At 51.1% G+C, this 13,705-nt stretch carries 13 protein-coding genes; 3 read left to right on the top strand and 10 right to left on the bottom strand.

The window, feature by feature from the left end; genetic code table 11:
- Positions 1-16 precede the first annotated feature (16 nt).
- The 3 genes from rny to FD07_RS00750 form a co-directional block, all read right to left on the bottom strand.
- Positions 17-1,621 (bottom strand): ribonuclease Y, encoded by a 1,605-nt coding sequence (gene rny, locus FD07_RS00760; RefSeq protein ID WP_020089116.1) that lies wholly within the window; start codon positions 1,619-1,621, stop codon positions 17-19.
- Between the two features lie 98 nt (positions 1,622-1,719).
- Positions 1,720-2,412, bottom strand: a complete 693-nt coding sequence (locus tag FD07_RS00755) for a YoaK family protein (protein WP_020089115.1) — start codon at positions 2,410-2,412, stop codon at positions 1,720-1,722.
- A gap of 30 nt (positions 2,413-2,442) precedes the next feature.
- Positions 2,443-3,387: an alpha/beta hydrolase gene (locus FD07_RS00750; protein WP_020089114.1), complete on the bottom strand. Its 945-nt coding sequence runs from the start codon at positions 3,385-3,387 to the stop codon at positions 2,443-2,445.
- Between the two features lie 202 nt (positions 3,388-3,589).
- Between FD07_RS00750 and FD07_RS00745 the strand changes: the two genes are divergently transcribed.
- The 3 genes from FD07_RS00745 to FD07_RS00730 all read left to right on the top strand — a co-directional run bounded on the left by FD07_RS00745 (position 3,590) and on the right by FD07_RS00730 (position 7,237).
- Entirely contained in the window at positions 3,590-5,398 is a 1,809-nt protein-coding gene (locus tag FD07_RS00745) for a M3 family oligoendopeptidase (protein ID WP_020089113.1), read from the top strand.
- 73 nt (positions 5,399-5,471) lie between these two features.
- Entirely contained in the window at positions 5,472-5,897 is a 426-nt protein-coding gene (locus FD07_RS00740) for a helix-turn-helix domain-containing protein (protein ID WP_020089112.1), read from the top strand.
- Positions 5,898-6,385: 488 nt separating this feature from the next.
- Positions 6,386-7,237 carry a hypothetical protein gene (locus tag FD07_RS00730; RefSeq protein WP_020089110.1) on the top strand — a complete coding sequence of 284 codons (852 nt, stop codon included), beginning with the start codon at positions 6,386-6,388 and terminating at the stop codon, positions 7,235-7,237.
- 335 nt (positions 7,238-7,572) lie between these two features.
- Here FD07_RS00730 and FD07_RS00725 read toward each other — a convergent pair whose 3' ends face one another.
- From FD07_RS00725 to FD07_RS00695, 7 genes are all read right to left on the bottom strand, one after another.
- Positions 7,573-7,842, bottom strand: coding sequence for a hypothetical protein (locus tag FD07_RS00725; protein WP_020089108.1), 270 nt, complete (start codon positions 7,840-7,842; stop codon positions 7,573-7,575).
- Between the two features lie 69 nt (positions 7,843-7,911).
- Positions 7,912-8,979 carry a YdcF family protein gene (locus tag FD07_RS00720; protein WP_020089107.1) on the bottom strand — a complete coding sequence of 356 codons (1,068 nt, stop codon included), beginning with the start codon at positions 8,977-8,979 and terminating at the stop codon, positions 7,912-7,914.
- A 160-nt stretch (positions 8,980-9,139) separates the two neighbouring features.
- Positions 9,140-9,430 (bottom strand): type II toxin-antitoxin system RelB/DinJ family antitoxin, encoded by a 291-nt coding sequence (locus FD07_RS00715; RefSeq protein WP_020089106.1) that lies wholly within the window; start codon positions 9,428-9,430, stop codon positions 9,140-9,142.
- A gap of 94 nt (positions 9,431-9,524) precedes the next feature.
- A complete protein-coding gene (locus tag FD07_RS00710; protein WP_235804770.1) occupies positions 9,525-10,109 on the bottom strand; it encodes a TMEM175 family protein in 585 nt (194 codons plus the stop codon).
- Between the two features lie 403 nt (positions 10,110-10,512).
- On the bottom strand, positions 10,513-12,312 hold the full coding sequence (locus tag FD07_RS00705) for an oleate hydratase (RefSeq protein ID WP_020089104.1): 1,800 nt from the start codon (positions 12,310-12,312) through the stop codon (positions 10,513-10,515).
- Between the two features lie 190 nt (positions 12,313-12,502).
- The gene (locus FD07_RS00700) at positions 12,503-13,057 is read right to left on the bottom strand and encodes a TetR-like C-terminal domain-containing protein (RefSeq protein ID WP_020089103.1); all 555 of its coding nucleotides are present in this window, start codon (positions 13,055-13,057) and stop codon (positions 12,503-12,505) included.
- A 135-nt stretch (positions 13,058-13,192) separates the two neighbouring features.
- Entirely contained in the window at positions 13,193-13,627 is a 435-nt protein-coding gene (locus tag FD07_RS00695; RefSeq protein ID WP_020089101.1) for a DUF5776 domain-containing protein, read from the bottom strand.
- Positions 13,628-13,705 lie beyond the last annotated feature (78 nt).

Genomic DNA, 13,705 nt, shown 5'->3' with positions numbered 1-13,705 from the left:
ATTCACCCGTAACACTCTAGGCGTTAGCGGCTTTTTTCTTTTTGTGCTTCTTCTTTTTCTTTTCATCGCCAACGTATTCGACCGCCGTGGACGTTCGAATCGTGGTGACCTTGATCTTGCCGGGATACGTCAGTTTGGCTTCAACCTGCTTGGCCACTTCTTGGGTCAGCTCAGCTGAGGCGCTGTCATCCAGTTCTTGTGGCTTGACGATGATCCGTAGTTCCCGACCGGCCTGGATGGCGTAACTTTCCGAGACCCCAGACTGCTCGTTGGCAATCTGTTCCAGCGCACGTAGTCGGTTGATATAATCTTCAACTGACTCGCTCCGGGCACCGGGCCGGGCACCAGAAATGGCATCGGCTGCGGCAACTAGGTCGGACAGTGGTGACGTCTTCTCAACGTCGCCATGGTGGGCCGCAATCGCATTGATCACGACGTCCTCTTCGCCATACTTCTGGGCAAATTCCGTTCCGATTTCCACGTGGGTCCCCTCGACTTCATGGTCGATGGCCTTCCCCAAGTCATGGAGCAAGCCGGCACGGCGGGCCAATCGCGTGTTATATCCCAAGCGTGCGGCCATGGCACCGGTCAACTGCGCCACTTCAATCGAGTGAAGCAACACGTTTTGACCGTAACTGGTCCGGTACTTGAGACGCCCAATCAGCTTCATCAGATCGGGATGCATCCAGCCCACGTGGAGCAGGCTAACGGTCTGTTCCCCGGTCTCCCACAGGCTGTGGTTGACGTCACGCTGGGCATTTTCGACCTGCGTTTCAATCTGCGTTGCGGAGATCCGCCGACTAGCGACCAGATTGGTCAGAGCCACCCGGGCCACTTCACGGCGAATCGGATCGTGCGTGCTGATAAATAACGTGGTGTTATCGTCTGGCACAAAAATCAAATCAGTCCCGGTCAACGTCTCGAGAAGGCGAATGTGCTGGCCCTCGCGACCGATGATCTTGCTGCGAATCTCACCATTAGGGACGGTGACGGTGTGTTCCAAATGTTCCTTCGGCAAATCCTGCGGCCCACTCTCGGTGGCGGAAAGCACCACGTCCTTGGCCCAGCGTTCGGCACTCGCCACGGCGTTGTCGTTCAGTGCCTTGACTTCAACGTCACGATCACGCTTTAATTCCAACTCGGTGTTTTGAACCACCGTGTCTTGCGCGGCCTTTACGTCCATCCCCGCCTGTTCGACCAGCGTTTCCTCACGCTTCTCACGTAATTCTCCTGCCTGGTCGCGGCGCAAATGAATCGCTTGCCGTTGATCTCGGTTAGCCTGGCTACGCTCATCCAGCATGGCCGTCTGGTCGTCTAAGCGGACGGCCATCTGCCCCATAAGCTGTTCACGTTGTTGACGCCGTTGTTCTCTTACCTGAATGTCACTCTGCTGTTCGGTCAGTTCATCTTTTACGGATTGTTGATAGGCCAAGGTATCGCGCCGGCTCTTTTGGTTAAGCTGGTCCACCTTTGCTTTGGTCTGCTCGGTCGCCTGGGCAATAATCTCGCGGGCTTCTGCTTGCACCGCCATTAATTCTGCGCGGTGTTGTCGCCGTCTGATGAGGTAGCCGAGCACCAGCCCGATCAACAACAGACCGATAATTAGTCCTGTTATTAACAATATGCTGTGCTCCTTAGTTTTCAGTCCCGAAAGGCTCTCGGGTGGGTTGGTCACTTATCTCGTTAATTATACGCTATTTACGGTCACAACCCAACCGTTCACGTGCGCGGTTTTTCCATAGCCATCGGCACAAACAGCCAGCACAGTAGCGCCAGCTTGAAACCACTCGCTATCCATAAAACATCGAGCGCCGCCAAATTGGCGAGTCTAACACCCACAGCACACCCTAATAGGAAGGTGACCAGGACTAGGATGAAGCGGAAGAAGCGGTTGCGAGCGGCCCGATTACCATCGATCAATGCCTGGTAGGCACTCGTTGCCATATTTTTTGTATTCCCGGTCATGATACCATTGTTGATGGCAATCCCGCCAACCTGCCGAAAAGTCGTCAGCTCAAAACCAGCCATAATCCCAAGGAAAAACAACAGCCACTGCTCCGGCAGACTACGCTGTAGCCCCGCCAGCGCGGCGTAAGCTACCACATCAATCAGCATTAGCCACCGCATTTGCCGGCGATGATTATGCTCACCCACGTGTTCGCTCAGCCCCTGTGCCACAAAGCAACCCAGAAAGTAACCGACCCACACGAACCCGTTGACCCACGCAGCCTGCCAGCCACTCGTGACCAGCTTGACCACGCCCACGATTAAGTTTCCCGTCTGTGCGCTGACCAGGACTTCGCCGTGTTTAAGAAAGGTATCGGCATCGATAGCCCCCATCAAAAGGGTCGCACCCAGGCCCAGCACCGTATCGGTCACCGGCCGAAATTGCCGCGTTGTCTCGATTTCCATGTGAATCACCTACCTCCCAACTAACCTTAACTACTTCACATATTCCGCCAAAAAGGCCTTAACCTTACGTTCGTACAGGGCTGGGCTATGAGATAGCGCCGCAGCATGCTTAGCGCCCGGCACGATCAGCAGTTGCTTAGGGCCGCTGTCGGCGCGGTAAACTTGGTAGACCATCCGCGTTGGCACGAAGGTATCCGCCCCACCGTGAATGAACAGCATCGGCTTATGATTCTTCTTGACCGCGGCTACGGCGTTGGCATCCTTGAAGTGGAAGCCGGCTTTGACCCGTGCTACCGTGCTGGTTAACGGCACCAACGGCCAATAAGGAACGTTGTACATCTGCTTGGCCTGGTAGGTGATTTCCGCCTGGGCATCGGTGTACCCACAGTCTTCAATGTAGGCTTTCAGCTGGCTCGGTGTCTTCAAGCCGCTGGTCATCATCGTCGTGGCGCCCCCCATGGAGACCCCAAATAAGACGACCTGCGACTGTTTTCCCTGCTTGGCGATGACCTGATTGACCCATTTCAAATAATCCTTACTCTCATAGTAACCATAACTGATAACTTTCCCCTGACTCTGTCCCTGGCCACGGGTATCCGGAATCAGCGTGTTGTAGCCCAGTTGATGGAACATGGCGACATAGCCGCCCATAGCTTCCTTATTGGAGCCGAAGCCGTGGACCAGCACCACTGTCTTCTTGGTGGCTTTTACCGCTGGAATGTAGTCCGCGACTAATTTTAAATTGGCCCCAGCAGCCTTTTCCGTCCACCGTTGCTTCTTCACATCCTGATACCACTTCTTCTGGCTATACATCGGGTCGCTCTTCTTCAGGGTTGCCCCACTCGCGACAAAATCTTTCTTACCGCTAGCCACCGTCATGTTGTAGAAGTACAGGCTCGCACCCAGCAAGCCCCCCGCAATCAGCACAACGATCACGCCGAGACTGATTAGTCCCCATTTCTTTCGTTTACTCACAATTGTTGCCTCCCAATTCTCCGCGCCCGCCACGATGGGCCTGCGCACAATTTCTCTCTTCCGTTAGTATACGGAGTTCTTTCTTCCAGCGCAATCGATACGAAATTTGCTATAATAGGCACAACATGCGCCGTCGACATGCGATTTCACCGGGTTACACCCGCTTCATTCAAGTTAAAATACTGCCTAGGAGGGCCTGCTTATGAAATATTCTTTGAATTGGGATCTCGATTCACTCTTTAGTGGCGGCATCAACTCCGCCCAGTTGAAAACGAAATTGGCACAGACCAAGACTGCCATTGCGGCCCTCGGTGATCTCCTGGACCGCTGGGATGCGGCCAGTGACGCCCCACAGTATCAGCAATTTTTAAAACTGATCACCCAACTTCAGGCCATCAACAACGCCATCGGCCAGGCGGGGATCTTCATCACTGCCGTGGGTTCCGCGGACGTTAATAATCCCGACGTTGCCCCGATGGAAGCCCAACTACGAGACCTTGGAACCCAGGCCGACAACGTGAGTGGTAAGCTCAAAAAAGTTCTGGTTCAGGTTCCCGACGTTAACTTCGCCGAGATGTTGGCCCAACCTGACCTCAAACCCATCGCCTTCAATTTGAAGGAAATGCGCGAAGATGGCAAGGAATTACTGGACGACAAGACCGAGGCCCTCATCAGCCGGCTCAACCTCGACGGCAAGGCCGCTTGGAGTTCTCACTACGACTCCCTAGTTGCCACGGTCACCGTGCCCTTCCACGATGCGGACGGTAACCCCGCCACGCTATCTGCCGGGCAAGCCGACAACAATCTGCTGGGAAACGCCGATCCGCAGTACCGGGCCGACCTCTTACCCGCGTGGGAACAGGCTTGGACGGACAAGGAACAACTCTTTGCCGACACGTTGAACCATTTGGCCGGCTTCCGATTGACCGAGTACGCTGCTCACGGAACGACTGATTTTCTGCGTGAACCTTTAAAGGACAACCGGTTAAGCGCCGAAACCCTGAACACCATTTGGCAAGTGGTCGACAATAACAAGCAATTTCTGCTCGACTATCTCGACCGTAAAGCGGCACTGTTAGGTAAGAAACACGCCGGCTGGCAGGACGTGGAAGCGCCCCTGAATTTGCCAGGTAGCCAACTCCACCACTTCACTTACGACGAGGCCGCAGCCTTCATTATCAAGCACTACGGTGAATTCTCTCCGAAGATGGCCGCCCTCGCACAACAGGCCTTTGAAAACCGTTGGATCGAAGCCGAAGACCGGGCGGGCAAAGCACCGGGTGGCTGGATGGAAAGTGCTCCGGAGACCAATGAATCTCGGATCTTCATGACCTTTACCGGCTCGCCAAACGATGTCTCCACGCTAGCACATGAGTTGGGCCACGCCTTTCACTCCAGTGTCATGGAGGACTTACCTCAGTTGCGGCAAGATTACGCCATGAACGTAGCGGAAACGGCCTCAACCTTTGGCGAATTGATCGTGGCGGATGCCAACGTGAAAGCCGCTAAGACCGATGCGGAGAAGATCACGCTGATCAACGCCAAGATGGATAATCCACTGGCAATGTTCCTGAACATCCGCGCGCGGTTCCTCTTTGAAACGCATTTCTACCAACTCCGGCAGAAGAAGCTGGTCACCCCAGCTGAGCTGAACGAGCTGATGTTAAACGCCCAGAAGGAAGCCTTCGGTCACGACCTTTCGACCTACTCGCCTCATCTGTGGGCTAGCAAGCTGCATTTCTACATCGACGAACCCGCCTTCTACAACTTCCCTTACGTCTTCGGTTACCTGTTCAGTCTGGGGATCTACGCCAAGGCCCAGCAGGAAGGTGACTTCGAGGATAGCTACATCGCCCTCCTCCGGGACACGGCGAACATGTCCACCGAGGAACTGGCGCAGAAGCACCTCGGGGTCGACCTGACCAAGCCGGACTTCTGGTTGGCTGGTGTCAAACTGATCAAGCAGGACGTCGCAGAATTTATGCGGCTAACCGATTCACTGGTGAAATAGTCAACTTTCGGTTAAAAACAACGCTAAGTGGTATAATAAGCGTAAAGACTATCGAAAGAAACGGGTGAGTTGAATGTTTTCTGAACGACTTCGGGCTTTACGGCGCGGTCAACACATTACATTGGAACAACTGGCAACGGCCTTAAACGAACAACAGTCCGTGGGGCCGGATGATCATTCCAAAAATACGGCTTCACAGATTGGAAATTGGGAACGGGGTATCCGGACGCCTTCATTCGTTGAAGTTCGTAAGCTCGCGGAATACTTCGACGTCACCATGGACTACCTCACTGGGAAGGCCGAACGCGATGAGTACGACCTCGGACGGTTGTTTCTCTCTGGTAAGCAGCTTAGCTTCAACCGGGAACTGTTGAGTGGCCGCGATCGTTACGAAATTTACCAACTGATCGATGGCTACCTGCACGGCCGGGAAAACCGGGCTACGCCGCAGGATACCAACCAGCAGGAAGAATTGGATCTGCATTTAGACGACCATTAATACGATGAGTCGGCCGGTTCTCGCCGGTCGACTCTTTTATTGGTTCTGGGAGCTAAACTTGTGTTTATAGTCCGCCTTACCCCGCCTGCGGCTGCCAGAATTCCACCTGCTGTGGGGTCGCTTCCAGCCAAAGTCCGGGCTTCCAGCTCGACTTGAAGCTGCGCCCAAGTCGCGCATCTCCAAGCTCGTCCCGTGCCGTAAGACCGGGGAAAACCTAACACCCGCTCTAACGCCACCGACACAGCTGGCTCCATCCTGGCCTCCTCCGGCTATGGTCTACCGTCAGTCAACTCCAGTGGCCACCCCCAGAATCAAAAAACAGGTCGCCACTAACTTCATCTTAAAGTTGATGTCCAGCCACTAAGATAATTCTCACGGCTAACACAGATTTAGCCCCATAGACCCAATTACAATCTTTTCTTATAGTTATTAAAACCTTGAATTAACATTATAAAAACTCAAATTCACTTTCGAAAGGACCCTCTCCCTTGAATCCTAAAAAACTCAAAAAGCTCAAGAAAAAGATTCGCCATCAACCCTTAAATCAGCGAAAAACCGCCTACATCGCGCGGATGACGGACTATTATCATCAATTCAATGACTTTCCTGCCGTTAAGATTCTGATCAGTAATATCCTGCTGGCCGACCGGATGCTGGCTGCTGGCGATTTGCCACAACAAGTGCCCCTCCTTCAGCTACCCGATGACGTGCAGGATCAGATCTTTAAGAAGTTGGGTGAAAAGTACCCCGCTGGCGATGCAACCGGGGATAAACTCTGGAATGAGTTGACTGCCGCTCTGCCCGATTTGGACCACGACTTGCGGTCCTTCCGCGATTACCTAGAGAATCACTACGGAATGTGGGCCTATACATCCGCACCCTTTGTGACCGATCTCGCGAAATTCGTGGGTGACCGGGCCGTGTTGGAAGTAATGGCCGGCAATGGCTACATTTCTAAAGGACTCCGCGACGCCCACAAGACGGTCTACGCCACGGATAGTCAGGCGTGGACCAGTGAAAACGAAACGGGTCGGCATCCGCTGACAGCCATTGAACCACTCGCCGCCGTCGCTGCCTGGGAAAAGTATCAGGATGAGGTTGGCGTGGTCGTCATGTCCTGGTCTCCCGACGGCTTACCGCTGGATTGGGACTTGCTACAGGCCATCCGGGCCGCGAATAAGGACGTAGACTTCGTCGTCATTGGCGAACCCCACGGCGCAACCGGATCCGAGGACTTCTGGAATCACGCCGAGCTCCTAGAAAACAAGGATACCCGCGCGCTGAACCACCACTTCACGCCGATTGACTTGGTCAAGGACCACGTTTACCTCGTGAAATAGCCCTCCAAATATTACAAATTAACAAACCAGCCGCTACCGGTTTACCCGATATTAACCTTTTGATATTATATTAGAGGTTAATCGACGTAGGGAGGGCTCCATTTATGGTAGCACTGGGGAATATCTTATTTTACGGTCTGGGAACTTTGCTGGCCATCGCACTAGGTTACGCGGTGTTCGCAAGCTATCAGGCTCATCGTGATGAGTAACTAAAAGCAGGAATTTCAAACTTTCTCTATTGTGGAGAAACCTGAAATTCCTGTTTTGTTACGGATTAAAATTAGTTGCTATACGTAAGAGAATGGTAAATGAAAGACAACCATAGTTCTTTACTTTTAATCTTTGCCACTTAAGAACTCTCGTTTAAGGTCGGCTAAGGAATACTCCTTGCCTGATTTAGATTTGATAAGCATAGCTAGTAGTTCATAAGTCGCCAACCGTTTCTGCTGACGTTCAAAATCCACCGCTGTCATCATGACAAACCTAGGTGCCTGATTCTCGGTCAAAATCACCATATTCTCTGGCGTTACCCGTGTCAGAACATCTTGATACGTTGCCAACGAACGGATTGGCTGCTCGACTTGGTGTAGGTTCAAAGATTCCACGGCTCTCACCTCTCAGGGATCAACACTACAGGAACCCTTGAGGAGATACAATCAAAACGCATTATAATCTTATTGATATTCCGCCCAAACCAGAACCAGGCTCAGCACGAACATCAGCCCAATGGCGATGGCGTGCCAGCGCTTATTGCCAACGAAAATGGCGATGTATTCGCGAATGATGGCGTTGGGTAGGAAGAACTTCGCCGTATGGGCGCCGATACCGTTGGCTTTCAGACCAGCCTTGCGGGCAATCATCCCCGCGCGGAAGGTGTGGTAGCCGTTGGTCACAAACGTTATTCGTGGTTGAACATTACCCCGGGCCGCGATGATCTTCTTGGAAAAGACCATGTTCTCATAGGTGGTCTTCGACTGATCTTCAGCAATCGCCTGTTCAGGCGGCAAGCCATGGTCAATAGCATACTGACGCATAGCCACCCCCTCCGACACCGTTTCGTCGGCACCCTGGCCTCCGGAGAAAATGATCACGGGGCCTTGGCCAATCTTACGCAGCTGCTTACGGTAAAATTTCAAGGCGCGATCGATCCGTTGGCCCAGTAACGGGGAAACCTCATCCCCATTTAACAGCCCTGCCCCCAGGACAATCAGGTAATCCTGCCGGTAGCGCGGATGGTTGAACTGATAAATCACCAGCATCGTTAAGTAGTTGTAGAACCAAAAGAGCACGTAAATAATCACCATAGCAGGAAATAGATTAATGAACGTTGCCAGCGGTAATGGCAGGTAGAGCGAGGTCAGCCGCACGATAAACGGGGTCAGCAGAATTGCAATCCCTAGGAATAACGTCAGCATGTTGGCCAGGGTATGACTCTCGCGGCGCCAAACGATCCACGCATTCCACAGCAAGAGAAAGGCTTGGAGCGCGAACGCCAGCCCAATCAGTAGGATCACCACGATGAAGGCAATCAGACTAAAACCAAACAGGAGCTTGTTGCCATATCCCATAATCGAGATGGCTAGCATGACCATGGTGCTGTAGAAAAATAGTGAAAACCAAATACCATTGCTCAGTCGCCGTTTCTCGATAGCATAACTGGTAAAGAAGATGGCGCCGAATAAGAGCGGCACCAACCAGCCCCAATAAACGACTGGCGGAATACTAAATAATTCATCTTGCATGAGACTCCTCCAAAACAATTGATACGTTTAGGATACCACGTCCGGCCGGTTGCGCCAAAAAGGCCCATCTGTATGTTTTGATGGGTCTCTTTAACGTCTGCGAATTTCAAATAATGCATTTCAGTCTAACTCAATTCAATTTGGAAGCCTAGCCTCGTGCCTAATAATCTTGAGTCTCATCTTTAAACCACGTTTCAATTTGTCCACGACTCTCTAACTTCTGGACCGGAATACCTGTCAAAGCTTCATGCAGTCGACAATTTCTCCGTTGCTCTGGTGTTTGCTTTAAATCAAAGGGTAGTCCACCCTCCGCCACCACTTTTTTATAAAATACTGTCAGTGCAGTCGCTTGATTTAGCCCAATATCTTCAAAGATGGCTTCAGCATCATTGGCTAATTTTTTATCAATACTAATTTGAACTTTCTTGGTGACAGACTTTTTTGTGCCCATGAATTTCTTCCTCCCAGCGGCCTAATATTATCGACAAGGTGTACAACAACACGAAATAATAAGTCACCTTTCCAAAAATACAGTATTCAAATACCTAAAACAATTTATCACTATCTGCCGGTGTCAAAACGGCCATCAGCACCAACTCCGCCAAGGTGAAAACCAACGATATTGGTGGCCAGTAAAAGATGAGAGCAATCACACCCGCCCAGATCAGCCAGAACCAAACATTCGCGTGTAGTCGGTAAGCCGGCATTTTTCGAATTTTCTCGGCGATTTCCGGATGGTCCTTCCGGTTGGTTCGCATAACGGTATAGGACAATGCCGCGTAGGCCAAGGCCCACAGCGTGAAAATAAAGAAATAGAATAACTCCGGGTGGACATCGTTAATAAACCGCCCAGCCCAAGCCGTTGAGACCGGCAACATACTCATGGTCAGAATCCAGGGGTTATTGACCCAATAGATTTTCTTCGTCACCCGTTTGGTCAGACTGAACATGTAGTGATGGTTGTACCAAGCCACGCCGATAAATAGAAAACTAATCAAATACGCCACGAGATAGCTCCAGTTCGCCATTAGCGCCGTAAACGTTGGTTCCTCCGGTGTCTTAAACTCCAGCACCATGATGGTTAGATCACCGCATCCGTGAAAGCCTCCACGCGTCCTTTGTTCATCCAAAATCCCCCTCAAAACATTATGATAGTTTTAGAATAGCATAACTGTTTATAGGCGGGGTAGATAAGGTCTCACATGGTGTTGGGCGGACATTAGTGGAATCTCTAACCCAAGAAAATTCTTTTAGAAATTTGAAAGCCGATAGCTCCGGTCGCGCATCGGCCTTTTATAAATCCCCTTATTTTAGGGGGCTAGCCAAACTTCCGGCAGTCCCGTATACTACGCAAACCATCTGAATTCTCCGACTAACCTTATAGCTCAAATTCACTTGCTCTGACCATCATTCTCACCCCATATTACAATACGGATAGGAGTCATCTTGATCACTTAACAACGCAAAAAAGGCCACCATGACGGCAGCCTTTTTCACAAACATCACACAGAATCTACGGGGGTAAAGGGTCGATTATTTGCTGTGTGGTGCCTTAGGATGGAGCACCGCGGCCTTTTGGGGGATTGTTTGGTCACGGCCAAGATACATCTGGTAGTACGGTGGTACGGCGTTGACAACCTTCAGGAGTTTCTCCGTCAGAGCGGGCAACTCTGCGGGTTCAACCTGTGGCAAGTCCGCGACCGTCACATCGCCATGGATACCTTGGAATCGCTTGAGCCGTTCCAAGAGGTACCGGATGTCGTAACGCGAGGGGTTGACTTCCAGCGGCTTCTTGTCGAAGTTCAGCAGTTGATAGACGGCCTCTAACCCGGTCCGTACGGAAGTTTCTACCGTGAAGACCACGTCATCGTCAATTTCCACAAACTGCCCTAACAGGCCCAAGTTGGTGCATCCAGCTGGCACACCCAGCGGACGATCGCCCGCCTTACGTGGCATGAACTGGCTGGTACAGTATGGCATCATCGCCGTCGACATGTAGGTGTGGGCGAGAACTTCATCCTTGATGTCGAGCATTCCCAGATGGTAGAGCAGTTCCGTTAGGATTTCATCCCCGGTACAGTCCCACATCCGTTTCTTGATGTAATTCCCTTCGTTTTCACCATACAAGCCGTAGCCCCAGCCAACTTCTTCATCGTCAGCTTGATACGGGAAGAATGGCTTGTGGTGAATTTCAAACGACAGGTCCCAGTTGGAATCCTTGAACGTCATCAGACCACCCGTACCAGCCGGACTACCAGACATCTCTTCGATCCGTTTGAAGAATTCAGGGTAATCCTTAACCGTTGGGAAGAATGAGATCCACTTGGTCTTGTCGATCTGCCCTAAGAACTTCTCAGGATGACCAAACTTCGCATCCTTCTTTGCTAAGTTCTGCCAAATCGTGAAGGTTCCCATGTCCTCAGTATCGCGGTTCGTTGGGGCCACGGTGTGGTTGTCCCCAAAGGTACTATTTTCACTGATGGAACCAGTCGTGACGAAGACCAAGTCCTGCCGGTTCACATGAACGTTGGCAGCGTTGCCATCACGGGTTGCAATAATTTCATTGACCGTGTTGTTGGCGTCGGAGAAGCCCAAGTCGGTCACGTTAAAGTTATTTTCAAAGCGGACACCCTGATCGATCAACCAACGTTCGATTGGCAAGATGATGGCATCGTATTCGTTGTACTTCGTGTGCACGAAGCCTTCCAAATACTCGTGCCGAGAAATGAAGGTGAACCGTTGCCAGTAACGCCGACATTCGATCGCACTGTGGTAGTGTTTGAAAGCCAATTGACTGTGGAAACAAGTCCAGAAGTTTGTGCGGAAGAAATCGGGATCGAAGAATTCGTCCAACCGTTTGTCGGCCAACTCCTCTTCCGTCGAGTTCACGATTAGTTGCATGGTTGCCGCATATTCTGGCTTTAATTTGTAATCGTGGTAGTGACTGTCGATTTCACCTTGGTTGATGATGACCCGCGCTTCACTGTGAATGGGTTCATCACGGTTAAAGTCGACCACGTCATCCAACACTGTCCGCCCGAGATTCTCCAGTGATGGAATCTTACTGCAGAGGTACCACAGACATTCCATGTAGGGTTCCAGCTCACGTTCGGCCCGACACAGGTAACCTTGGCTATCCTTGGTTCCATCCATCGAGCCCCCCATAACGGGCTTCTTCTCGAAAATCGTAATGTTACGCGCTGGCATCTGTGCGTCGTCAATCAGAAATACCGCAGTTGCCAGTCCAGCAATCCCACCACCAACAATATTGGCACGTCGATCGTCAATTCCAGCCGGTTTTAGCGGCCGATACATCGTTTGATAGATATTCATGGAGATGACCTTCTTCGTTTTGGATTTCTTGCTTGTCTCAACGATAAGGCCAGAAGAAAGCGGAAACAATTGACAGAAAAAGCGGGTTGTCAAGATTTTGACAGCTCGCTGGGAATGTAAAAATTCAGTTTAGTTTGTTCTTCACCAGATAAGTTGGCGGCAACGTGATTTCAAAGATTGAGTCCGACGCCTACTCCGCGTATTTATGTAATGCCTTTTTAAAGTCTCCCTGAATCAGCACGCCGGTCTGTTCAACGATGTCGCCGGGATCCTCTTTGAGTCCGTCCTTGACCCACTCGAAGATCAACGCAATGAAGGCCAGACTATAGAAATGTGCAATAAAGTCCTTGTGCTTCTGCGCCACTTGCATGCCCACTGCTTGGCGCTCAACAACGGCTATGATGTACCGGTAAAGCACGGCGTAGATGTACTTCTCCAGCAGGTCACGGTACGCCGACTGATAGGTATTCTCCACCAGATAACGATTGGCCTTGATGGTCACCATCACATTGTAGAAGCCGTGTTGCCAATTGTCATAATCCGCGACGTTCTTGAGTGATTCCGCCGTGGCCTCCTTAGCCGTCCACTCAACTAGCTCGTAGATGTCACTGAAATGATTATAAAAGGTCTGCCGTGTCAGGTCACAGGCATCAACGATCGATTTGATCGTAATCTTGTCGACCGGCGTCCGCTGTAACTGGGTCACGAGCGCCGCCGAAAGCCGTTGCTTGGTATTCTTTCCCATAGGTCATCGCCCCTCACAAGGCTAGTATATAATGATTAGCCAGTGGGAACAATGGCTGAACGGTGTTACCGACGGGTTTTCGTGGGCAATTGTGGGAAATCAAAAGCCACCATTGCTGGCAGCCTCCGGGGAAATCTATTGAATCGCCGTGACGTATTTACTGTTGGCAGTAATGTAGCCACCAACCACCTTGTAGCGCTTGGTACCAGAAGCCGTGTGGGCATAGTCCCAGCCCTTAACCGTGAAGACCGTCCCCTGCTGGTAAGCCTGCACAACCTTCGTCAGGTTAACGTCTTCGTAGCGGCGAATCATGGTCTTCGCCCGAACGTATTTAATCGGCTTAGACTGTACCTGATAATCAAGCTGATTATCGGCAGGATTGGCCTGAGACGTTGTCCTAACATGGGTCATCTCACTGGTCTTGACGCGTTTCACCACAGCCGCCCTAACTGATGTACTCGGTGACAACGTGTTCTTTTGGTGGCTACTCATCGACCAAATGAGGTTCCAACCCACGCCAACGCTCAATACAACCGCTAAAGCCAAGAGTCCTTTATACCACTTCTTCATAAATTATTTTCCCCTTTATTTATCGCCTTCATTTATTAGTTTTTTCTATGTAAAAACTATAACATTAATTTAATGATA

Source organism: Levilactobacillus parabrevis ATCC 53295, assembly GCF_001434055.1.
Taxonomy (GTDB): Bacteria; Bacillota; Bacilli; order Lactobacillales; family Lactobacillaceae; genus Levilactobacillus; species Levilactobacillus parabrevis.
The sequence above is the reverse complement of the archived record's forward strand: the minus strand, read 5'-3'. Positions and strand labels throughout refer to the sequence as shown.

Coding starts and splice junctions, on each gene's coding strand:
- FD07_RS00745 (WP_020089113.1), top strand. CDS start 3,590: ATGAAATATTCTTTGAATTGGGATCTCGATTCACTCTTTAGTGGCGGC.
- FD07_RS00720 (WP_020089107.1), bottom strand. CDS start 8,979: ATGCAAGATGAATTATTTAGTATTCCGCCAGTCGTTTATTGGGGCTGG.
- FD07_RS00695 (WP_020089101.1), bottom strand. CDS start 13,627: ATGAAGAAGTGGTATAAAGGACTCTTGGCTTTAGCGGTTGTATTGAGC.
- FD07_RS00755 (WP_020089115.1), bottom strand. CDS start 2,412: ATGGAAATCGAGACAACGCGGCAATTTCGGCCGGTGACCGATACGGTG.
- FD07_RS00700 (WP_020089103.1), bottom strand. CDS start 13,057: ATGGGAAAGAATACCAAGCAACGGCTTTCGGCGGCGCTCGTGACCCAG.
- FD07_RS00715 (WP_020089106.1), bottom strand. CDS start 9,430: ATGGGCACAAAAAAGTCTGTCACCAAGAAAGTTCAAATTAGTATTGAT.
- FD07_RS00740 (WP_020089112.1), top strand. CDS start 5,472: ATGTTTTCTGAACGACTTCGGGCTTTACGGCGCGGTCAACACATTACA.
- FD07_RS00705 (WP_020089104.1), bottom strand. CDS start 12,312: ATGAATATCTATCAAACGATGTATCGGCCGCTAAAACCGGCTGGAATT.